The 24,235-nt window shown below is 27.1% G+C and carries 19 protein-coding genes and 2 tRNA genes; 3 read left to right on the forward strand and 18 right to left on the reverse strand.

What is annotated here, in order from left to right:
• The first annotated feature begins 193 nt into the window (after positions 1-193).
• A complete protein-coding gene (locus MAU_RS03000) occupies positions 194-667 on the forward strand; it encodes a hypothetical protein (RefSeq protein WP_004425304.1) in 474 nt (157 codons plus the stop codon).
• A gap of 69 nt (positions 668-736) precedes the next feature.
• Here MAU_RS03000 and pepF read toward each other — a convergent pair whose 3' ends face one another.
• Together pepF and MAU_RS03010 are read right to left on the reverse strand one after the other, a co-directional pair.
• The gene (gene pepF, locus MAU_RS03005; RefSeq protein WP_004425307.1) at positions 737-2,563 is read right to left on the reverse strand and encodes an oligoendopeptidase F; all 1,827 of its coding nucleotides are present in this window, start codon (positions 2,561-2,563) and stop codon (positions 737-739) included.
• Between the two features lie 41 nt (positions 2,564-2,604).
• Positions 2,605-3,126, reverse strand: coding sequence for an adenine phosphoribosyltransferase (locus tag MAU_RS03010; RefSeq protein WP_004425310.1), 522 nt, complete (start codon positions 3,124-3,126; stop codon positions 2,605-2,607).
• Positions 3,127-3,316: 190 nt separating this feature from the next.
• Here MAU_RS03010 and MAU_RS03015 point away from each other — a divergent pair, with 190 nt between their 5' ends.
• Both MAU_RS03015 and MAU_RS03020 read left to right on the forward strand, forming a co-directional pair.
• Positions 3,317-4,096: a DUF2779 domain-containing protein gene (locus MAU_RS03015; protein WP_004425312.1), complete on the forward strand. Its 780-nt coding sequence runs from the start codon at positions 3,317-3,319 to the stop codon at positions 4,094-4,096.
• Between the two features lie 69 nt (positions 4,097-4,165).
• Positions 4,166-5,896 carry an MATE family efflux transporter gene (locus tag MAU_RS03020; protein WP_004425314.1) on the forward strand — a complete coding sequence of 577 codons (1,731 nt, stop codon included), beginning with the start codon at positions 4,166-4,168 and terminating at the stop codon, positions 5,894-5,896.
• 11 nt (positions 5,897-5,907) lie between these two features.
• Here MAU_RS03020 and MAU_RS03025 read toward each other — a convergent pair whose 3' ends face one another.
• The 16 genes from MAU_RS03025 to MAU_RS03100 form a co-directional block, all read right to left on the reverse strand.
• Positions 5,908-6,756 carry a hypothetical protein gene (locus MAU_RS03025; protein ID WP_004425317.1) on the reverse strand — a complete coding sequence of 283 codons (849 nt, stop codon included), beginning with the start codon at positions 6,754-6,756 and terminating at the stop codon, positions 5,908-5,910.
• 14 nt (positions 6,757-6,770) lie between these two features.
• The gene (locus tag MAU_RS03030) at positions 6,771-8,249 is read right to left on the reverse strand and encodes a hypothetical protein (RefSeq protein ID WP_004425320.1); all 1,479 of its coding nucleotides are present in this window, start codon (positions 8,247-8,249) and stop codon (positions 6,771-6,773) included.
• Between the two features lie 27 nt (positions 8,250-8,276).
• Complete coding sequence (locus MAU_RS03035; RefSeq protein ID WP_004425323.1) at positions 8,277-9,026, reverse strand: phosphotransferase; 750 nt, start codon at positions 9,024-9,026, stop codon at positions 8,277-8,279.
• Between the two features lie 19 nt (positions 9,027-9,045).
• Entirely contained in the window at positions 9,046-11,010 is a 1,965-nt protein-coding gene (locus tag MAU_RS03040; RefSeq protein ID WP_004425325.1) for a DNA topoisomerase subunit B, read from the reverse strand.
• Between the two features lie 231 nt (positions 11,011-11,241).
• On the reverse strand, positions 11,242-11,916 hold the full coding sequence (locus MAU_RS03045; protein ID WP_004425327.1) for a LemA family protein: 675 nt from the start codon (positions 11,914-11,916) through the stop codon (positions 11,242-11,244).
• Positions 11,917-12,026: 110 nt separating this feature from the next.
• Positions 12,027-13,880, reverse strand: coding sequence for a hypothetical protein (locus tag MAU_RS03050; RefSeq protein ID WP_004425331.1), 1,854 nt, complete (start codon positions 13,878-13,880; stop codon positions 12,027-12,029).
• A gap of 52 nt (positions 13,881-13,932) precedes the next feature.
• On the reverse strand, positions 13,933-15,051 hold the full coding sequence (locus MAU_RS03055) for a hypothetical protein (RefSeq protein ID WP_004425333.1): 1,119 nt from the start codon (positions 15,049-15,051) through the stop codon (positions 13,933-13,935).
• Positions 15,052-15,073: 22 nt separating this feature from the next.
• The gene (locus MAU_RS03060; protein ID WP_004425335.1) at positions 15,074-16,729 is read right to left on the reverse strand and encodes a ribonuclease J; all 1,656 of its coding nucleotides are present in this window, start codon (positions 16,727-16,729) and stop codon (positions 15,074-15,076) included.
• 157 nt (positions 16,730-16,886) lie between these two features.
• Entirely contained in the window at positions 16,887-18,245 is a 1,359-nt protein-coding gene (locus tag MAU_RS03465) for an endonuclease/exonuclease/phosphatase family protein (protein ID WP_004425337.1), read from the reverse strand.
• Between the two features lie 48 nt (positions 18,246-18,293).
• On the reverse strand, positions 18,294-20,261 hold the full coding sequence (gene uvrB, locus MAU_RS03070) for an excinuclease ABC subunit UvrB (RefSeq protein ID WP_004425340.1): 1,968 nt from the start codon (positions 20,259-20,261) through the stop codon (positions 18,294-18,296).
• Between the two features lie 137 nt (positions 20,262-20,398).
• Positions 20,399-20,482: transfer RNA gene (locus tag MAU_RS03075), tRNA-Leu, on the reverse strand.
• 6 nt (positions 20,483-20,488) lie between these two features.
• Positions 20,489-20,564: transfer RNA gene (locus MAU_RS03080), tRNA-Thr, on the reverse strand.
• A 79-nt stretch (positions 20,565-20,643) separates the two neighbouring features.
• On the reverse strand, positions 20,644-21,174 hold the full coding sequence (locus MAU_RS03085) for an isochorismatase family protein (protein ID WP_004425342.1): 531 nt from the start codon (positions 21,172-21,174) through the stop codon (positions 20,644-20,646).
• Between the two features lie 298 nt (positions 21,175-21,472).
• Complete coding sequence (gene arcC, locus MAU_RS03090) at positions 21,473-22,408, reverse strand: carbamate kinase (RefSeq protein ID WP_004425345.1); 936 nt, start codon at positions 22,406-22,408, stop codon at positions 21,473-21,475.
• 2 nt (positions 22,409-22,410) lie between these two features.
• Complete coding sequence (gene argF / locus MAU_RS03095; RefSeq protein ID WP_004425348.1) at positions 22,411-23,454, reverse strand: ornithine carbamoyltransferase; 1,044 nt, start codon at positions 23,452-23,454, stop codon at positions 22,411-22,413.
• A gap of 240 nt (positions 23,455-23,694) precedes the next feature.
• Positions 23,695-24,186 (reverse strand): MscL family protein, encoded by a 492-nt coding sequence (locus MAU_RS03100; protein WP_004425350.1) that lies wholly within the window; start codon positions 24,184-24,186, stop codon positions 23,695-23,697.
• Positions 24,187-24,235: the final 49 nt, after the last annotated feature.

Raw genomic sequence — 24,235 nt, forward strand, 5'->3', positions numbered from 1 at the left:
AAAAATAAAGCTAATCAAATCTTATTTTTTAGTTATTTTAATTCTCTAAAACTTTAAAAATTGTTTTGCTTTCATGTCAAAGATAGTTATTTATCCTTAGTAGCAAATTCAATTTATTTTTTGATGAATTTTTAGTTTTTTAAGTGAGATAATTTTTATTTTAAATGTATTGTTTTAGATGAGAGGAATGTAGATGTCTGACAATGACCACTCAGTTATTTGAGATGGACCTAAGGAACCTAATCAAAGAAGAAACGAACCAAATAACTGAGAAGAATATGAGTCTGATGAACCAAAATATAACGGACGTAAAAATAAGTTCGTTATGGCTATTGAGTATATAGTTATATTTGTTGCAATTGTTACTATTTTTTCTTCAGGATATGTTTTAGCAACTTGAAAATCACTTGCTACTCCTGAAGAATTAAAAGTAATTTCACCTTTTGCAATCAAAAGTTTTTTAGTAGCATTTCAATTACTTAGTATTGCAGTATGTATATTAATGATACTGTCATTGACTAAGAAATATTGTACAAAAACGCCAATTGTATTAACGGCATGAATACTTGCTATACCATTTATAATGGCTGCATCATTTATTATGATTTTTATTTTATTTATATGATTATTTTCAAAATCAGCAATAAGAAATGCAGCTAATTCTTAATGAAACTAAAAAATAATAGACCACCTTTTTTAAAGTAGTCTATTATTTTTTTTCTAGAATTAATTTCTTTTATTTTTTAAATATCTCATTTCCTAGTTTAATATATTCATCAACTTTTTCATTTAAAAGAGAAAACGCTAAGTCATAAATTTCTTTAGAATAAACATCAATTCCTGCTTCTTTTAGAATAACTGCAGGTCAATCTCTATCTCCAGCACTTAGAAACTTATTAATGTAATCTTCTAGAGCTTTTGTTTTATCTTTTTTATATTTTTGGAAGAAAACATTAGCAACAATATAGCCAATTGCATACTTATAAACATAGAAATAATAATAGAAATGTGGCACCATAATGCTATATACATTTGCTACATCATTGATTTGTGGTTCTTTGTTCGTAATTGCATAATCTTTTGAAATATTTACATACAACTCTTCAAGAGCCTCATAAGAATTAAGAGGTTCGTTTTTATCAATTTGGTTATATAGTTCAAACTCATAATTAGCTCATTGAGTTTGTCTTAAAACAGTACCAATAAAATCATTAATACTTTCATTTAATAAAAAGAATTTTTCTTCTTTAGTTTTGGCTTTGGAAATCAAATAATCATTTAATAATAACTCATTAAAAATTGAAGCAATTTCAGCTAGAAAAAGTGGATATTGGCTTCGAAAAACACTTTGGTTCTTATTTGAAAAATATGAATGCATCGAATGTCCCATTTCATGGCATAAAGTATTTATTGAATTAATTGTGTTATCTCAGTTCATTAGAATATAGATTTTATTAATTCCATGTGAGCCACCAATGGAATAAGCGCCGGATCTTTTCGAAGGCACATTTATATAGTCAATTCAGTTTTCATTGATTGCTTTATCGACAATTTCTTTGTATTCAAAAGGCATAATAGCGCTTATTTCTTTAAGAATTTTTTGACCATCTTCAATTGAATATTTATTTTTGATTTTAACTAGATCAATAGCACTATCTCAAAGTTCCATTTTCTTATTAAATTTAGCTTCAAAGAATTTTGCATGTGCGTTTCAATATTTCCTAAAGATAGAAATGTTATTTTTAACATTAGAAAAAAGAATTTCTAAAAGTTTTTTATCAATATTATCTGATATTAAGATTGATTCAATTGATGAAGAATAATTTCTTGAAAGAGCATCAACAGAAATTGATTTAATATGTTGATATAACATTTTTGCAAGACTTTGTTTATGTTTTAGGTATGCATTTGCATAATTAAAATATGTTTCTTTTCTTACTTTTTCATCAGAATTTTTTAAAAGATTAAGTCTACTTCCTTCAGTAATTTTAAATCTTCTACCCCATTTATTTGATGCGTATCCATAATCAATTTCACTATCTGTTAAAACACTAAAAAGCTCTTCAACATCAGGTTCGCCATTAGCAGTAGCTGCTAAATAGTTTTCAATTTTGTCATCTAATTTGTGATCAAGTTCATTTAGCAATGCTTCAAGGTCTTTTTTTACTTCTTTAAGCTCAAGTAGCTTAATTCATTGCAAAATTTTTTCTTTGTTTTTAGCAATTCGATTAATTTCGGAGCCAAATTTCTTATCATATTCTGATTTTTTTGCATCAAATTGCGAAATTAATTTATTGATTTTTGGATCAACTAAATTTGTATTCAATTTATTTGATAAATAATTATCAATCTTATTGGCTAAAAGAATGCTTTGCTTAGATAACTCAAGGGAGGCTACATATTCTTCTAGACTATTATATTTAGAATCTTTGATTTCAAGCTGTTTATCTAGTAATAAGAAATATTCATCCTCTAAGTCACTTAGTTTTTTATTTCCTAAAATATCCTCTAAATCAAAACGATATTTTTCTTCAATATCTTCATATTTTTCATATTTTTTCATAAAAAAAATCTCCTTATTAAATAAAAAAGTTCATAAAGAACTTATTTATCTTCATTTTCATCCACAAAAATTAAACTTTCGATATCACAATTTAATCTTTCTCTTGAATTAAATCCGCCTAATTCCATTAAAACTATTATCTTAAGAATTTCTACACCTTGGTCTTTTAGTAATTTAATGATTGCTTCTAGTGTGCCACCAGTTGCTAAAACATCATCAATGATAACGGCTTTTTGTCCAGGTTTTACAAGGCCTTTTTGAATTTCAAGAATTGAGCGACCATATTCAAGTCCATATGCATAACTGATAACTTCGCCAGGTAATTTTCCTTTTTTTCTTACCATAATAAAAGGCTTAGATAGCTTTGCAGCAACTGGAGTTCCAAATAAAAACCCTCTGGCATCTGGACCAACAATAATATCAGCATCCTTCGCTAATTCCGACATCTTATTTATTGTGTAATTTAAAGCTTCTCCATTTGCTAAAAGCAATGAAATATCTTTAAATTTCACACCTGGTTCAGGAAAATCTTTGACGGTTCTTATATATTTTTTTAATTCCATAGCAATAATATTATATTACATTTTATTAACTAAAAAAGTACTTGATTTTTTAGTATTATCTAAATTAAAAAATGCCTTTTTTTAATTGCAAATTTATTTTAAAAACTTCCTTAATTTCAATAGAAAACGTATAAAAAAGACTGCATCATTCACTAGGTGTTTTTAGTTGTTAAATGTTATAATTTTTAATATGAATATCAATAAAAATTATATATACATTGATTTTGAAGCTATTTCTAATCCTTTCGCAAGAATTCTAGGAATTCCTGCGAATACGCCTTTTGCTTATTCGCTTGGTGGAATTAATTCGGATAATAAACTTGAAACAAAAACTTTTATTATTGACTTTCACAAAACAAAATCAATTAAAGAAATTTGGTCGAAACTCAAACAAAATATTATCAAACATATCTACCAAATTAATTCACATTTAAAAATTAATGAAGTTGTTTTTATTGGACATAATCCAATATTAGAAAAACAAATTCTTTCAAGATTATTTCCAAAAAACCAAATTCAACCTCTTATTGATGATAAAAATAATCCAAACTTATCACTTTCAAAATTAACTGGAACAATTTTTAAGGATGAATACTTTTTAAGAACTAAAAAAAGTATCATTGAATCGAATATTCCAACTCTTAAGAAAATTATGTTAAAAAATAACGGCTTTATTGCTTCTTTTGTTGGTTTTTGGTTATATGTAAACTCCCTTAGCAATCTCCGGTTAAATGATAAAAGAAAAAAATATTTCTTGCCTTTGCAAAAAAATTCTTTACTTAAAGAATTAAAAGCATATTCAAAAGATGATGTTAATAAAATGCTTTTTTTAGCTCTTAATCCTAATCAAACAAATATTTTAATTAAAAGATATCTTTATAAAAAAGAGCTACTACGATTGCTTAAGAATATTGATTTTGATTCTAATTTAACAATTGCTGAAATTAAAGAAAAGATTTGAAATCTTTAGATATTTTAGTTACTTTTAACAAAGCTACTTCTTATAACAAATATATAAAATAAATGAAAGGAGATAAAAATGACAAAAGAAACAATAAAAAAGAAAAATTATTTTAGACGTATTTATCCACAATCTAAATCTGATTTTAAAATGTATTTTTCAATGACTTGACCAATTGTTATTGGTGAAATTCTCTTTTGTATTAATGGTTTTTTAGATAATTTTATGGTAAGCCATATCCCTTCTGGTATTGATGCTTTAACTTATTCAAATACATATACGAATATCATTTATACAATCTTTTTTGCCATTCAAGGGATAGCTGCGATGTTTGTGGGGCAGTATTATGGCAAAAAAGATTTTGATAAAGTTAAACAGATTATTAATTTAAGAATTCTTCTTTATTTAATTATTGTGCTGCCTTTTGCTTTAAGTGCTTGAATTATTCCTAACCAACTGATTTATTTAGTTGGAGGATCGAAAGTTAAAGAAGATGTAATAAGCGAAGGCAGAATGTATTTAATGCTTATAGCAGTTTCTTGGTTAATAACTTGCTTTAATTTCAATACGAATATGCAACTTAATGAAACTGGGCATTCAAATTTAGCTTTTATTTCAGCTAGTCTAACATTGGTTTCAAATGCTTCTGTCAATGCAATCTTATTATATGCATTTAAGAGTAATGCTTATTATGCAGCAATTGGTACAATTGCAAGTGCCCTTGTATGTCTTACTTCAGATTCACTCTTAACTTATTATAAAGATAGAGCTATATTTGTTAATTTCTTTAAGATTTTTCATGTTTCAAAACCTATTGCTATTCAGATTCTAAGAAGAATTCCTGCAATGCTAATTACAATTGCTGCTATGATTACTATTCCAATTAGAATGATAATTTGGTCTAGAGGTTATCCAGATGATTTAATTCATGGCTCTAATATTGGACATTTTTGAATGGGAATTGGGGCAATTACAATTCTTGGATTGGTTGAAAGTTTAGCAACAATTGCATCTGCTATAACTTCTGCATGCTCAACAAATGTCTCATATTTTGTTGCTGGTAATTTAGGAAGAGATAATTATGAAGATGCTGAAAAACATGCTTATGCATTAAGAGGTTTTCATGCATTTTTTGGTTTTTGTTTATCAATCATTATGTTATTTGTTGTTTTAATTATTGCCTATAGTAAAACAACAATTAAAGGGGCTCAAGATAGTATTATTAAAAACCTTGATTTCTATTACAAACAAAAAAATGCTGCTTTTTTATTTAATGATATTTTTAATGACCAAAAAAATTTAATTGAGCAAGGCATTCTTAATGAAGCAAAAAATCAAATTTATATTTTTGGTTACAATAAAAGCCCAGAGCAATTCAATGATTTTTTAATTAATTCAAATAACAAAGCAATAACTAACTGAATTTCCCAGATGAAAGACCAAATTGGCATTGTTTTTAGAAAAACATTCTTATATTGCTGTTTATCATTTATTTTATTTAATCCACTTTGATGCTGATTTTATACTGCCGCTGCTCTTCCTAGAGCAGGAGGAAGAAATATCATTGGTTCCCTAACAATTCTTGGTGCTTTTTGGTCTTCTTTTATTTGGTTAAATATTCTAATCTTTGGTATTTCTAAGCCATACCATTTAAGTTTAGAAATTACATATTTCTTATTCTATAGTTTTGATATAGTAAGACTATTAATTTTTGAAATCATTGCTTGAAAAACAAATTGAAAAAGAAATGTCACAGTTGAAATTGAACACATTCACAAAAAACTAAATGCAAAAAAAATTTCAGGATAGCCTGAATTTTTTTATTCATCATATTTAAAATTAATTCCAATAGTAATCTTATCGAGTGGTTTGCTTTTATCTTTTAATTTTGTTATAGAAATAAGAATATTTGATTCCTCATTAGTTATTTTTTTATTAGAAAGTTTATCTTCAACAAATTTTTTTACTTGCTTAAAGAAATTATTGATTTCAATGCCAAATAATTTGTTTTTTGTATCATAAAAATATCAAGAATCATTTTTTTTAAATGAATAAGTAAAAGAAAGCTTTAAATTCGAAATTTCTTTAATGAAATTTTTAAATTCCAGTTTTTCAAAACCAGCTGGTCTAGGTTTTTTATTAAATTCATTTAGTCTTTTAACTAAATCTAAGTTAAGAATTTGAATTTCATTTTCTTTTTTTCAATCTAAATTAGCTACTTTTGTTGCTTCTTTATTATTAAAAAATTCTTTTAATTTGTATCCTGTAGTATAAAAAGTAAATTCTTGCTTTAATTTAATCTTAGAATTTACCTTTTCGTCTACATTTTTGCTATTTTTAGAAGGAATATTTTTGTAGGCAATTTCTTTTTCAAAATTAAATAATTGCGAAGCATCAATTTCTTTAGTTAATTTAATTTCAACTTGTTTTTTATTGTTTTTTTTACTTATTTCTTCTTTAATTTCTGTATTTGCTGCAACATCAGAAATTGATTTATTTTTTTTAGGTTGTTTTGATGAAAAAAAAGTTGAAACAATTGGAATTGTTGCCATTGAGCCAATTATTCCTGTAAACATAATGGTAGCAAGAGCTATATTAAGCTTTTGTTTTTTTGTTCTTGGAGTTTTTTTTATTGTATCCTCAGAGTTTTTAGCATTATTTTTTTTCATCAAAAACCTCCTTTTTATTTGCTAATTTTAATTTTATTCTTGTTTATTATCAACTTTATTTTTTTGCTTAAGTTTTTGCTTACTTTTTTATCTTTATTAGTTAATTCATTTTTTAAATAACTAATAAATAATGCAATTAATTGGTATTTATAAAAGTCTTTAGGAACTTCTAAATTATATGCATCTCAAAACATTTTTTTATAGTATGCACTAAGCTGCAAATTTTCAAACATTAAAGCAATATCAAGAAATTTAGAACCTAAAGAAGCCATTGCCCAATCTACAATAAAAAGATTATCAATCTCATCCCAAAAAATGTTTTGAAAATTCAAATTATGATGGCAATTGGCATCTAATTTGATATTCGAAATCCATTTTAAAATTAAATCTATGTAGGCTTTTGAGCCAATGTCTTTGCTTAAATCATTAATATTGATATCTAAAAGTATCTTTTTAATTTGTTTATCAAGTAAAAAAGAAGGAAAAAGTACACTGGCAGAGTGGTATGTTTTCATAATTTTTGCAAGACATTTGATTGCTTTGGAATTAATTTCAAATGGACTAGAGCTATTTGATCATTTTCAAACAATATAATTGTCATCCTCATAAATATAAGGAGGTACAAAATAAAAGCATTCAAGTTCTTGGATTTTTAATCTGTAATTGAAATTTGTATTTCTTTTAAATGTAATGAATTTTGAAGAATAAAGGTCTTCTTTAAGAGTATCTTTATTTTTTGGATTTGAGTTATTTGCGATGGCTTCTTTATTTTTTGCATAAAGGTTTTTATATTCATTATCTTTATATACTTTATACAAATAAATATAATCATCAAATTTTTCTTTTTCTAGTTTAAAGTAATTAATGATTTTGTCTTTTCTTATGCCCATATTAAGATGTAAACACACTAAATCATAATAAGAAGAATTAAGACAAACTGCTTCAAAATCAACTAATTTAACAAAGCCAAATTTGTTAATTATTACATTACTTTTTCTTATGTTGTTATGACTAAAAACTAATTCGTCATTTTGATATTTTGCAACTAAAGATTGATATTTTTTGTCTTTAATTTTGAATCTATTTCAATCAAATTTGCTAACTTCTATATTTTTTTTGTGAAATCTTGTAATTGCACTAAAAATTTTTTTAATTTGATAATCGCTAATTTCAATCTGGTATAAATCAGAACCAGGAAATCATTTTTTAATAAAAACACCGTTTTTAATAAACAAATACTCATCAACGTCGTTAACTAATTTAAATTCATTATCAAATAATGATGTTGAATTTTCAAGGGGGATTCTTATTTGAACTCAAATATTATTATATTTAGCAATAAAATAAAAATTATTACTTTTTTCTAGCTGAAATTTTGCATGAGTAATTTGGTCGGCCACTTCTGCTGAAAAAGTGCCTAGGATTCTTTCATACATCAAATTTATTTTTTCAATATTTTCTTTTGTGTTTGTATTTTTTGCTATTTTAATCATAAATTACTCATTAAATTAAATTTAAAACTAGGAGTTATATTGCTTATTATACTCATTTATTAATTGATCTACTCTTTTTAGATAATGACTATCATCAAAAGGATTAATTTCATGCTTGTTAATTCAAAGCACAATTAAGGCATTGACAATAATTTTATGGGCTAAAAGAAACTTTGGCTCAAAGTCATCACCATAAGCTTCTAAAAATATTTGTTCTTGTCTTGCATCTAATTCAGATGATTCAATAAAGTAAGCTAAATCAAAATGCACATCGCCCATTGTTGCATATTCTCAATCAGTTATATAAAGTCCGTTTTTGCTTTCAATAAAATTAAAAAGTCAAAGGTCATTATGCACTGGTGCTGAATTATCAATATTCTTAAGAAATAAATTGATTTTTTTATAATGCTTATCTAGAAGCGGGATTTTTTTTCCATACTCTTTAATTTTTTCACGATAAACTTTGAAACGGCGCGCAATTTGGTTTTCTTTATAAAATTCCAATTTGGAATTATGTAGCGTAATTAATTTTTTGCCAATTTCTTTTAATTTTTCATCAGTAAGAGTTTGGGGACTCATAATTGGCCCATCAATTCATTCGTTAACTACTTTTGTTTCATCTTCATAAATTGTTTTGGGAACAAAATCTAGAGCATTAAAAATTATATTTGGTGTTTTATGATTAAAAGTATCGTAATTTTTTATTTTAATAAATTGATTTTTTTCTTCGTCATAATACGTTTTATTTGTAAAACCTTGGTTTTTAATTAGTTTCATTTTTTAAATTAGTTCCTTATTAAAAATCAATATTTGAAACATATTTGGCATTTTCTTCAATAAAATCATGTCTTGCTTCAACTTCTTCACCCATTAGCGTTGAAAAAACTGAATCACAAATTGCCATGTCATTAATTTGCACTTGCAACATCTTTCTAGTTTCAGGATTCATTGTTGTTTCTCATAATTGTTCTGCATCCATTTCTCCTAGCCCTTTGTAACGTTGGATAGAAATGTTTTTATCATCTAATTTAGCAAGAATTTCTTCTTTTTGGGCATCGTTATAAGCATACTCAACTTTTTTGGAAGCCATAATTTTATATAAAGGTGGCATTGCAATATAAACAAATCCATATTCAATCAATGGCTTTAAATAACGATAGAAGAAAGTTAATAGAAGTGTTGAAATATGTGCCCCATCAACGTCAGCATCGGTCATGATAATGATTTTGTGATATTTTAATTTGTTAATATTAAAATCTTCGCCAATACCTGTTCCTAGTGCATGAATTATTGTTTGAATTTCTTGGTTAGATAAGAATTTTACACGGTCATTTTTTTCAGCATTAATAACTTTACCTCTAAGTGGTAAAATCGCTTGAATAGCACGGTTTCTGCCTCCCTTAGCAGAACCTCCAGCAGAATTCCCTTCGACAATAAATAGCTCTCTTAATTCAGCATTTTTCGAAGAACAATCAGCTAATTTTCCAGGAAGTCCACTAAATTCCATCCCATCTTTTTTTCTTGAAGCTTCTTTAGCGGCATTTGCTGCTAATCTTGCTCTTTGGGATTGAAGACATTTATTAATGATGCTTTTAGCAATAACTGGATTTTCGTTTAAATATCTTTCTAAAACTTCAGAAACTACTTTGTTTGTTGCATATCTTGCATTAGCTGACCCAAATTTTGTTTTTGTTTGTCCATCAAAAACAGGATCGCTATGCTTAATTGAAATAATAGCAACTAATCCTTCTTTAGAATCTTCTTTGCTAATTTTTTCATTTGCTTTAAATAGTTTGTTATCTTCAGCATATTTATTAAAGATTCTTACAATGGAATCATAAAAACCATTTTCATGTGTGCCACCATCAGTAGTTTGAATATTATTAGCATAGGAAATAACAGTTGATTGGTAAGCTTCATTATATTGAAGAGCAACTTCGACAAGAATATCAACTCTCTTTTGGTTTTTATTTGGATCTTCATGAAAATTTTTGGATTTTTCCAGATCAGAGATTTCACCATGGGCATAAATTACATCATGGTTAATTACTTTTTTACCCTTATTTAATTCTTTAACATAATCAATAATACCACCATCGAAACAAAAGCTCTTTTTGATATTTTTAGTAATATCAGTTAGATTGAATTTTAAACCCTTATTTAGATATGCAACTTGCTTAACATGGTCACTGATTGTTCCAAAATCAAAATCGATGTGATCCATTACTGAATAATCAGGTTGAAATTTAATTCTAGTTCCAGTTTCATTAGTTTGCAGTTCACCAATTACTTTTAAATCATCAAGAGGTTTTCCACCATGTTGATATTTTTGGTAATATAGTTTGCCATTTCTTTTAACTCATACTTCAAATGATTCACTTAAAGCATTAACAACAGAAGCCCCAACCCCATGAAGTCCACCACTTACTTTGTAGTTACTTGAATCAAATTTACCACCTGCATGTAACACAGTTAAAATAGTTTCAACAGCAGACTTGTTTGTTGATGGATGGATATCCACAGGCATTCCACGACCATTATCTTCAATTTCAATAAAGTTGTTAGGATGCAAAACAATGCTTATTTCATTAGCATATCCAGCCATTGCTTCATCAACTGAGTTATCTAGGATTTCTCATATAAGATGATGGATCCCACGATATCCAGTGGAACCAATATACATCCCAGGTCTAACTCTAACTGGATCAAGTCCTTCAAGAACTTGAATATCACTAGCTACATATTTTTTTTCATCTGACATAAAAAACTCCTTCAGTTTCCTCAATAAGATTTAGCAATAATATAATTATTAAATTATACCAAATATCTTTTTTACCTTACTTATATAATAAGTAAGGCAAAAAAAGTTAGCAGAATTTGTCTTATAAAAGTCTTAATTTCTTGGTTTTTGAAAAAGAAAACATAAAAAAAATTCTCTTATGCTTTTTTTGCTAAGAGAATTTATCAAGGATAGTATTTTTAGACTTATTTTTTAGTGTGATTTACTAATGTGGTTAGCTAATGAACTTGTATCAATATCCGCCCTTTCTTCTTCACTTGCTTGGAATAGAGGTTGGTTGTATACATTCATTTTTTTAGCTAAAACATTTGTTCAAAATTGGTAAATATCTGAATTAAAATGTCTTACAATTGCATTGTAATTTCTAATTGTTGCATAGATTTCATCTTCTTGGATGGCAATTTCAGTTTGAAATCTTAAGAATGATGTATTTGCTTTTAAATCTGGATATTGTTCAAATTGAATATTAATCGCCGCTTGGATTTTGTTCAGTTTTGATGCTAAAACTGTTGGGTCAGTTTCATGTTCCAAATCAACTAATTGGGAACGGAATTTAGCAACTTCGGTTAATGTATCATGTTCAAATTCAGCATATCCTTTAACCGCATCCATTTGTTTAAGCAAAATTGCTCTTCTTTTCTTTTCAGCAGCTTGAATTAGAGAAGATGCTTCTTGAATACGATTAATTCTTGCTAATAATTCATTTTTTCTAATAATCACTGCAATAAAAAAGAAACCTAAAGTTAGAATGAAAAATAAGACATATAAAAATTTTTGTCCACCAGTAACTTCAGGAATTTTAATTGAGTTATCAACGTTAGGTTTAAAACCTTCTTTTGATTGTTCTGCTCGGGAGTCAAATAGCATATAATAATCCTTTATTTTAACTTCTAATCTTAGTATTTTTAAACTTATTTTATTTTTAATTTGAGTAGAAAATTTTTTAATTATTTAAATTATATATTTGAAAAAAACTTTTAGTTATTAGTTTCAATATTTATTGAAAAATAATTTAAAAGTCTATTCATCTCTTCTTCATCTAGTTCTCTGTTTATAAAAATAAATAGACCATCAGAATCAAAATACATCTCAAAATAAGCATCAATAAGTTTTAAATCACAGATTTCATCAAAAGAAGTAACTTTAGTTAAAGAAGTGATTGCTTCTGGTTCAAGTTCATTAATAATTAAATTTAAATTTGAAAGTAATATTCTTTTGTCATTATAAAAAATATATTTTGAATATAACTCTTTTTTATTAGTTTCAAAACGGTAATTTCTTATATAAAGCAATTGTTTTTTTTCTACTAATGGATGATATTTTACATATGGAACATCAATAACTTCGTTATTTTTTCAAACTGAATCAATAAGTTCTTCTTTTCAGTATGAAAACATTCTTAAAGTTAACAAGGCTGAATTAATATTTTCTTTTTCATCTGTTATATAGCTATCTAATCCAATTCCAATATGTTTAGCTGGTGATGCTGTCGTAAAAAAATAAGGGTTTAACTTAATTGTTTTATTAATAAGATCATAAATATTTAAATAGGTATCTGAACTATTATTTTTAGGACTTTTTTCATAATAGTAATCTGATAGATATCTATCGTTTCCTTTATAAACTTCAGAGGCTATGTTTATATTTAAATAGGCTTGCGAAATTGATTTAAAAATTGGAATTATTGCTTCTTTAATTAAGTTGCACATGATTTTAAAAGTATAATCAAGTGTAATTGGCTTATAAAGGTTTACTAAATTTGCTTTTTCAAACCAATTTTTTTCTTCTGAATAAGGAAGAAGACTTGCTTCATAATTTCTTGAAGCAAAAATTGCATTTTTAATTTTTCCAAATGGATATCTAGACTTAAGATGCTTTGCATACTCAATAAAATTTTCTTGTGTTTTTACCTTGAAATAATCAATGAAACCAATTTTGTCATTGTATGCAAAATTATAGTATTGGTATAATTCTGGATTTTCTAAAAGAAATTTTCCTTCTTTTAGAAGTTTATCGTAATCTTTTTTTGATAGATTTTTATCATTTTCTAAGATATTTAAATTAGGTTTGTAATTAGTGGGCAAAACAAAAATATGTTTCTTGTAACTAAATGGCGTAGGTTCAACATGACTTGCTGAAATAAGTCTAGTAATTGGGCCATCTTTTGTTTGGATAGTAACTCATTTTTGGTTGGAAGTAATAACGTTTTTTCAATATTCTTTGGTGTATAAAATATCATAATAACAAGAATTGCGCACTTGGTATTTTTCAATTGCATCATATGAATAAAAGCCATCTTTTTCAATTAAAAATTTAAATTCATTGGGGTTAATTTGGTTTATTTTATTAATATCTAACTCTTCTAGAATTTTGCTTTTTCATTCTGTAAATGAAAAGCGATTAAAAAGGCTTACAAAACTATTTTTGTTTTGATTTATTTTTTCATATATGACTTTCATTCTTGCATTTTTAAAGTCATTAAATTGGTGAATAATTTTATTATTAGAAATAAAGAATTTTAAGAAAAATAGACCAAAAACTAAAAAACAAAAGAATAAAATGAAACCATTTTGAATTTGTCTTTTGGTTATTTTTAGTCGATTTTTTTCATTTGAAATTTCTTCTTGTAACCTATTTATGTCCTTAACATTGTTAGCAACTAAATTATTAGTTTCTTCATTATTTTGCACAATATATTTTTGAAATACTCTTTCACAAGCATTTTCATATTCACCAACAAGTCTATCATAAACTTGTTTAACTGGATTATCAAAAATATTATTTCAATCCAAATTACTTGTTGTTTTTTTTGTTTCAATATTTTCTTCCATCACAATCACCCAATTAGTTAATAAACTACCCCCACAGATAAAAAATTAAGGCTTAAAACAAATCTTCCTTATCTTCAATTATAGAAAATTTTGTTGGTTTCGAATTCGTTATTTTTTCTTCTTTTTTTCCTGTTTCATCAAAGAAATCTAATTCATTATTTTCTATATTATTTAGATTATTATCCGTAGTTTCAATTTCTTTTTCTTCTTGAATTTCTATTTCATTTTGCTTTGCAATTTCATCTGGAATTAAATCCTCTTCATTTTCTTCTTTAATAAATGAAAGATCAAATTCTTGTGTTGAAAAATCCAGTTCATCTGGAATAATTTGAATATTTTTTTTGTTAAGATTTGCTTCATCTTTTCTTGCTTCATTATTTTCAATAGTTTTAGAAACAAAGTCATCTTCTTCGATTTCTGGTTTTATTTGTTCATTGGTAGCATTCTTTTCAATATAAATATCATCTTTAGATTCTTCAAAAACATTTTGCTTATCAAGATTAAGATTAATATTTGTTTGGTGTTTTTCTTGATTGCTTTTTTTATTAAGGATTTTTTTAAAAGTGTTATCACTAATAAAAAATGATGCACATGCAATTAAAAGAAAAATAATAGAAATAATAAAAGACAAAACAAATCCAGTTGTTTTTCCAGGAAAAGCAATTAAAAAATAAATAAAACTAAAAAATAAACCTGGTGTCCATTTGTTAGGTAAAAGGGGTTCTTTGTTTGCTATAAAATCTTCATACCATTTTTGTGAGATTACAAAAAGGGCATTTTTATATGTATAAGCTTCTGGTTTTAGTTTGGCATAATAAATGGAGGTTCCTAAAATCATAAGAGCAAACAATAAAAGTCCAAGCCTTAAAAAACTAAAATGAAAAACACTTGCTGAATAGGTGTTTTTCATTTTAAAAATATTTTTGATTGCAAGAAGAAAAACAAAAACAAAAATAGCAATGGAAAATAAGCCAAAAATTAACCCAAAAGTATATGAATAAATGGATGTTAAGCCCTTAATATCTAAAAAAGCAATAATACTAAAAAAAACCATTGAAAAAGCAATTATAGTTCAGATAAAAGTTTTATCTTTAAGAAAAAAATATGTCTTTTTTTGCTTAATTTTTTTTGTTTCTTCTTTTGTTTGTTCAATGTTTTTTTTATCTATCATATTCTAAATTTTATAACCTTTTTTAGATTTCATATAGTGTTACAACAATAATTGGTTCTTTGTTTAGAGTCTTAAAAATTTTTCTTTTTACTGTTTTTCTTAGATGCTCTTGAATTTCTTTTAAATCAATTTGACTGGAGTTTTTATTATCAAATTCTTTTGCAAATAAATTGTTAACAATTTTAAGAATTAAATCCTTGTTATCTTTTGAAATAATTCCATATGAACTAATATGAAGTTTACCTAGAGGTTTTCTTGTTTTATAATCAATTAAACAACTAAGCGCTATTACTCCATCACGTGATAAATTTTCTCTTTCATTGATTACTTCTTGGGAGATATCTCCAATTCCAAAACCATCAATAACAACATCCCCGACACTTTTTATTCCTTGTTTTTGGGAGTGTAGTTCATTATTATGAAATTCCGCAACTCTACCATTTTGCAAAACAATACATCTAGATATATTCATCCCCGCACTTCTGGCAATTTTAGTTGCTAAAACTAAATAACGGTATAACCCTTGAATTGGAATAAAATATCTTGGTCTTAGTTCTTTTATTATGTTATAAATATCATCTCTTGCTGGATTACATGGATAAAGTTGGTCCGAACTTAATTCAATTAAATTCATTGCCCGGCGGGCAATTTCATCAAGTGTTAAAGCATAACTAACTTCAAGTCCATTGATTGGGGGAGCAATAATAATTACAGTATCATCTTTTTTTAATTTTAAATAAACATCGTTGTTCGTTGCAATCCGCATTAATCTTGAATAAAGACGTTCAGTTGAAGAAGTAACTAAAACAACAGCGTTATTTATATCATTGATAGCTCGCATATCAATAAATTGGGGAAATTGTAAGTTGGGATTAATCTTGGAAACTAAATCAATTAAGGCTGAATAGTTTTTTCCATAAATCATAACAGGACGTTTATATTTATAGGCTAATAGAAGAATTTCATGGGCAATAATCATATCTTCATCATATAGACCAAAAATAATACGTCTATCATTTGGAGTATCACTGAATTTACTTTCAATTTTTTTCGTTACTCAGATTTTATCAATACTTTTTCCTGAATAATTTGCTCTAGAAACATCCATAATTAGCATTTGCAAGGGCTTATGATTGTTAACAAGTTTTTTAATCTTATACAAATCAGTTTTTCCATATGAACCAAGATCGCCAATAACAAAGTTAACTAAAAATAAAATATTTCCTTCACTATATTCAAAATTTAGTCCAATTTGCCCAGGGAGACCACCAGCAACATCAAAGTTTGAAACAATAACATCATTAAATTTAAGAGGTGAATTAAATGTTTTAATTTCAAAATTGCGATTTTCAACATTGTATTTGGCAATACGATTCATAATGACAATACGATTAAAAACACTGGTATAAATTTTTAACCCAGGGATTTTCATTATTAATCAAGGGATAGCTGAAAAACTTGAATCTTTAACATCTGTAATAAAAAGACCAACAATGTCTCTTTTTCTTCTTTCTAGATATTCATAATTGCAAATTAATGTATCAACACCATTATGTGTGTTGATTGGAATTTTAGTTCCGCAGTTAATAATAAATAATTTGCCATTAATATCTAAAACATAAGAATTCTTACCATTTTCATCTAGGCCTCCTAATGCAAAGAAATTAATCTTATTCATAAATACCTCTTTAATCTAATTAATTAGTGTGTTGGAATGAAATATACTTTCAAATATAAGAAATTAAGTAAAACTTAAATATAAATATTTTAGCAAGTTTTTTTCTATTCAAACCAAATAAAAAAAATAAGCAATTATTGTTTAATTGCCTATTTTATTATTGAACTTGAAACTCTGCTACTGTGTATGTGTGGTCACTTAGAATGTTTTGATTTCTTATTTTTTTACCATCTTGAATAGTTACACCATGTTTCTTAAATAATTCATATAAAGGATCACCTTGTTTAGCTACCTTATATATGTCAAAAATAAATGAATTAGTTAATTTGAAATCAGTTTTATAAAACATTTTATCATAAGGATTTGCAAACCCACCTCTTGTACTTAAAGACGAACTATATTTCTTATCATCTTCAAACACTGATTTGTATCCAAGGTTGCCACCGTATTTATCAAGTCAGTCAAAAGTCTTTTTTTCTCGACCAGTCTTAATATTGGTATCACCAGCAAAAAAGATATTTCCAGCATTATTGCCTAAGCTATCAAATTTTTGCAATACATTTCCAAGATGTTTAGCTTCGCGATATTCAAATGAACCTATACCATCAATCATTTTTTCACCCAAATCTTTTTTAGGCTTTCCAGGCCCATCAAAATGGTCAAATACAAAGGTCATTTTAGTATTAGGTTTTAATTTATATTTAAATTGCACACCATATGGAGGTCTTGCATATTGTGCAGCACTATCTCCAAGATTATCATTAAATTTATCTTTGTAGCTATATCCAACTTGGCCATTATTAAATTGAATAGGCTCAAACTTATTTTTGTTGTAAAGAATTGCTACATATTCAGCTGAACCAGCATTGAACTTATCACCTTTTTCTTTACCAGATATTGTATAAGAGTATAGATTTGAATTAGTTAATTTATTAATATCTTCAACTAACTTCTTTATTCCGTTTTCTTCTACTACTTCTGTTAATCCAAGAACATCAAATTTTTCTTCACTGATTAGTAAAGAAATACGTTTTGCCTTGTCTTTTTGTTTACTTTCATTTCCAGTAAAATTCAAAATATTTCAATGACCTCATTTGAAAGTTGAACTATTGCTATTTGAACCTGGATTAGGTTTAGGAGAAACTGAAGGTTGTGGTGTTGGTGTTGGTTCAGGTGTAATTGAAGGATTTGGATTAGAATTACCACCCGGATTATTATTACCTTGCAATTTCTTATTAATCTCAGTTAATAATGCTTCAATTCTTTCTAATATTTTTATCTTTGGATCTGTTTTTTTTGATTCAATGATTGAAAGAGCTTCGTTATTAAATTGATCTTGAATATCTTTGTCTTCAATTTTTTTAATATTATTCATTAATTCAGATAATTTTGCGTTATATTTTTCTTCATTTTGAGTGTTTTTAGGTGCATTTGTTTCACATGAGGCTGCAATTAAAAATGAAGGGATAACTAGTGGTGTTGTAACTAATAATAAAATGTTTCTTTTAGATTTCATAACATCTTAATTTTATTACATTATTGAAACTTAAATTTTGAAGATTAATTATTTTGAAGGTTCCCATCCTAAATCAGATAAGTAATTTTTAATTTCAATAGCCTTATCAAAATCTAAATTTTTGGCTGCTAATTTCATTTCTTTAATTAATTCTTGGATATATGATTTATTGATTGATGCTTTATCTTTCTTTTTAAATTTGATATTTGAAGCTATATTTAAATTCATTTTAGAAATTGGTTTAATAATTGTTTTTGGAATAATGTTATGTTCTTTGTTATATTTTTGCTGAATTTCTCTTTTTAGTTTGTTATCAGCAATAGTAGCCTCCATTGCTTTGGACATCATATCTGCAAAAAAGATAACTTTTCCATGGTCATTTCTGGCTGCTCTTCCAACAATTTGGATTAAAGATTTTTTATCACGACCTAGCCCTGATGAATCTGCATCTAAGACTAAAATTAAACTAACTTCAGGTAAGTCAATTCCTTCTCTTAGTAAATTAATTCCAATTACAACATCAAATTTTCCGAGTCTTAAGTCTGTTAGAATTGCATTTCTTTCAAATACTTCAAATTCCTCATGAATATAGGCTGCTTTGATTTTGTATTTTTTTAAATAGTTAGATAACTCTTCTGCATTTTCTTTTGTATGTGTAAGAATAAGAGTTCTTTCATTATTTTTAATTTGGTTTTGAATTAAATCATGAATTAATTCAATTTGTCCCATTTTAGGTTTAATTTCAATAACTGGATCAAGAAGTCCTGTGGGGCGAATGAATTGTGTAATAATTTCACCGCCAGCTAGATCAATTTCTTCATCAGCTGGAGTTGCTGACAAATAAATTCTTGGAAAATCAATTTGGCTATATTCATCATAACGCAAGGGACGATTATCCAAAGCGGAAGGAAGTCTTCAGCCATAATCAACTAGTTTTTCTTTTCTTGATTTATCCCCTTCATACATACCTTTAATTTGAGGAAGCATCAAATGGCTTTCATCAATATATAAAATGGTGTCTTTATTTAAATAATCAAAAAGTGTATAAGGTTTTTGTCCAGGAAGACGATTATCTATATATCTAGCATAGTTTTCCATGCCAGATGTATAACCAAATTCCTTAATTGAATCAATATCTGAAGTAATCCGAGATTCAAGTCTTTGGGCTTCTACTAATTTGTTGTTATCTTTAAAATACTTAATTCTTTCTTTTAAATCTTGTTCAATTTCATCACAAATGCGCTCAACATAACTTTGTTCAATTAAAAAAGAAGTACATGGATAGATTACAATTTCACTTAGTGATTCTTTTATTCCCATTGTAATTGGTTCAAGCAATTTAATACCGATAATTTGATTATCTTGCATTTCAATGCGAATAAGATAATCAAATTTATACCCAGGCACTAGTGTAATCATATCCCCTACACTTTTAAATTGCCCTTGTTCAATTTCAGGAAAAGCTCCCATATTTTGATAGTGCATTTTTACAAGTGCACTCTTGATGCTTTTTTTGCTAATTTCTTGGGATACATTTAATTTTAAGAAGTGTTTTTTATACTCTTCTGGATTAAAGGCGCCATAAATAGCTGCAACTGATGCTACTACAATTGTGTCATATCTTGTAATTAAAGAATTAAGAGTAGATATTCGCATTGCTTCAATTTCTTTATTTGTAATTGAAGATTTTTCAATATATAAATCTTCAGCGGGCTTATAGGCTTCTGGACGATAATAATCAAAATATGAAATAAAATATTCCACCTTATTATGCGGAAATAATTCTTTAAGCTCTAAATAAAGTTGACTAGCTAAAGTTTTATTATGACTAATAACAAGCGCAGGGCGGTTTGTTTTTGCAATCACATTTGCAAGCGTAAAAGTTTTTCCACTACCAGTTACTCCTAAAAGCACTTGGTGTTTTTTATTTTGTGCAATTCCTTCTACTAACTTTGCAATTGCTTGCGGTTGGTCGCCACTTGGTGAAAAATTTGTAACAAGTTTAAATTTATTCATGTTTTAAATTATATAAGTTTTAAAAACTGCCGTTTTTATAACCTTGTATTTTTATTAATTTTATTAATAAAATAAGAAAGAAATGTTAAAAAAAGAAGACATTTTGTATGTCTTCTTTTAGTCATTTTTTAATGATATGGTACGCGAGGAGGGACTTGAACCCTCACGCCAAAGGCATTAGTGCCTAAAACTAACGTGTCTGCCAATTTCACCACTCGCGCATAATCTGGTGCCGTTTATAGGACTTGAACCTACGACCTACTGATTACAAGTCAGTTGCTCTGCCAACTGAGCTAAAACGGCTTTTTTTATATGCCTAAATAATTATATAAACTTTTTTTATTTTGTATTAAATTTTTTTAAAACATCATTTTAGGGAAGTTTATTTGATTAAAATGCCACTATTTTCCATAAGTTTTAAAGCAAACTTATGAAATTTTTTTCCATTATGGTTTTTTGAATGAAATGTGTCAACTAAATTTTTAAAGACAATAATATCTTTATTGATATTTTTGGCATTAAAATAAGTTTTTAAATTAATGGCAAATTGCAAAATACAAATATCTGTACAACAACCAAGAATTTCAAATGATTGATAAGAATCCAAAAATTCTTTATTTTGCAGATTTAAAAATGAATTAGTTGTATTTTTTTTAATGATTGTTTTAGCATATTTTTCTAATTCAGAAACTATTTGAGATTCCGGTGTTCCTTTTAGACAATGTGAGGGATATGAAAGCATTTCAATATCATTTTCACTATGGGCATCACAAAAAAAGATATTATCAGCATCAACATTTTTTTGCAAATAATTAGCAATTTTAGGAATTAGTTTATTGATTCTTTTGCTTGCAAGGTTACCTTTTTTTGCAAAGCCATTTAGCATATCAATAACAAAAATTAATTTTTTCATTTTTTTGCCTCCCTAATTTGCATATATAAATCCAAAAAATTAAATCCTTAAAACTTTTAGAAGTTTCCTTAGGATAATTAAGAATTATTATATTGATTTTTAAAAGAAATTGCATAATGTTTTTAATAAGTATAAAAGTTAGTTTTTCATTAAGAAAATAAAAAGGATTGTAATAAAGAATTAAGACATAAAGAAAAAAACACTTCTTTTTTAAAAACTTAAAATTAAGTCTTAAAGAAGTGTTTTTTAAAATAAGTTTTTTTGAATTTTTATTTTAGAAGTTTTATTACTAATTAAATTAGTTTAAAGTAACTTTTGTACCAACTTTTTCGGCAATGATATCTTCTAAATCTTTTAGATCACCAATGAATGCGGCCTTGCCACCTTCTTCAACAAACTTAATTGCTGCTTGAACTTTTGGTAACATGCTACCTGGTGCAAATTGTTTTTCTTCAATGTATTTTTCTAATTCAGCTTTGGTTGCTGATTTTAGGTCTTTTTGGTTTGGTTTTCCGTAGTTTACTTTAACAAAGTCAACTGCTGTTAAAACAATAAAGTAATCTGCATTGGTTAATGAAGCCATTTTTGCCAAGGCAAAGTCTTTATCAATAACACCATCAACACCTTCGATTGAACCACAAGTGTGTTGGATTGTAGGAATTCCACCACCTCCACCAACAATCACAGTAGCACCAGCATCAATAGCTTTTTTAATTTGGTTAATTCCAACAAAGTTTAAAGGTTTTGGAGAAGCTACAACTTTTCTAAATCCACGACCTGCATCTTCCACGATTACACTATTTGGATTTGCAGCTTCAGCTTCTTCTTTAGTTGCAAAGAATGGGCCAATAGGTTTGGTTGGATTTTGGAATGCTGGGTCTTGTGCATCAACTAATGTTTGAGTTAGGATGTATAAAACTTCTTTGTTGTATAGTCCTTCTTTTGTAAATTCATTAGTAATAGCATTAACCATGTGGTATCCAATGTAACCTTGTGACATAGCACCTGCTTCTGGCAATGGTACTAATGGTGATTTTGGATTCACTGATGCAGCACTTACAAAACCATTGAAAATCATTCCAACTTGTGGACCATTTCCATGTCCAACAATAACTTCGTGTCCAGCTTTAACTAATTCAGCAATTTTTTTGGCAGGAATTTTTACTAATTCTTTTTGTTCAGCAGGAGTATTTCCTAGCGCATTTCCACCTAAAGCAATAACAATTCTACTCATAATTAGTATCCTAATGTAGCTAGAATAACTGCTTTAATTGTGTGCATACGGTTTCCAGCTTGTTGAATTGATTTGTTGTATTTTGATTGGAATACTTCGTCAGTAACTTCCATTGCACCTGTTGAAACAACTGGGTATTTAGCACCAAGTTTTTCTTTAATTTCTGCTGAGAATAAGGTTTTGTCATCGTGGAATGCTGGTAAGCAGTGTAAGAAAATAACATTTTCTTTAGCAGCTTTAATCATAGCCATATCAACTTGGAAAGCACCTAATTCTTGAATACGAGGTTCAAATAATTCAAATGGTTCTCCTAATGATACTCATACATCTGTATAAATTGCATCAGCATCTTTAGCAGCTTCTAATTTATTATCTGAGAAAGTTACAGATCCACCATTACGTTCAAATAATTTTAGAACTTCTTCGTAAACATGTTTGTGGTCTGGACCATTTTTAACAATGTCTCATTGTGCTTTTGGACCACACATAACGATGTTAACACCGAAGAATGCAGCACCAATCATTAATGAACGAGCAACGTTGTTTTTAATATCACCAGCAAAAACAATTTTCTTGCCTCTTAAGTCTCCAACAAATTCTTTGAATGTTAAGTAATCAGCTAACATTTGTGTTGGGTGTTCAGCATCTGTTAATCCGTTTCATACTGGAACACCTGAGTATTTAGCTAGAGCTTCAACGTCTGATTGTTTGAATCCACGGAATTCAATACCATCATACATTTGTCCTAAAACCATAGCTGTATCTTCAACTGATTCTTTTTTACCAAAGTTTGATCCTGTTGGTCCGATGTATGTACAACTTGCTCCCAAGTCAGCTGCTGCAACTTCAAAAGCACAACGTGTTCTTGTTGAATCTTTTTGGAACATGATTACGATGTTTGAGCCAGTTAATGGTCGGTTATTAACATGTAATCCTTGCATTTTTGCCTTTTTTAATTCTAAAGAAAGATCTAAAAGATAATTAATTTCATCGGTTGTAAAGTTTAGAGCTGAATCTAAACTACGACCTTTTAAATTCATTGGCATTTTTTAAAGTAAATTCTCCTATGTATAAATTCTTTTTTTATTTTATTTCTAAAATTTTTAAAAGTTTTAAGTGGAATTATTATTCTTACTATTTATCTTTTTTTTATGATTAGTTAAATAAATAATAAAACTAATTAAAACTCGTTTAAATTATAGCATTATCAAAGTATATTATTGATATATTAGAACTTATTAAAGTAAATAAAAAAGTTAGGTCTTATAACACTAACTTTTTAGTATTTATTTTTGAGGTCTATCTTGCTTTTCTTGGCTTTTTATTTTGGCAAGTTCCGCATTAATTTTCTTAAGTTCTTCTAGAATTTGCATTTCAGTTGTAGGAGCTACTACTTCTTCAACTTGAGGTTCAACATTCTTTTGTTTTTTAGCTTTATGCATTTCAATTGCATTCTTGATTAAATAAAAAATTAAAGCTGAGAAAAATATAAAGAATGAGATGATTATAAAGCTTAAAAGTGCTGCTAAAAATTTTCCAATTAGAATATTTTTTCCAGGGCCAACTTTTCAGTTTTCAAGATTTTCGAAGTTGAAAGCAGGTGAGATAGCTTGCATAATAACATCATTTGCCAATGAACTAACAACATTTCCAAGTACTGTCCCTAGTAATACACCAATAGCAAGTAATAAAATATTTCCACGCTTTAGAATTGACCCTGCATCTTTTCAGGATTTCTTAGCATATTTTTTAGCTTCGTCTTTTTCTTTTTTTGTCATAAATAAATCCTTTTTTTATAACTCTATTTTAGTCTTAAAAATAAAATAT

This window comes from Metamycoplasma auris 15026, from assembly GCF_000367765.1.
GTDB classification, from domain to species: Bacteria; Bacillota_I; Bacilli_A; order Mycoplasmatales; family Metamycoplasmataceae; genus Metamycoplasma; species Metamycoplasma auris_A.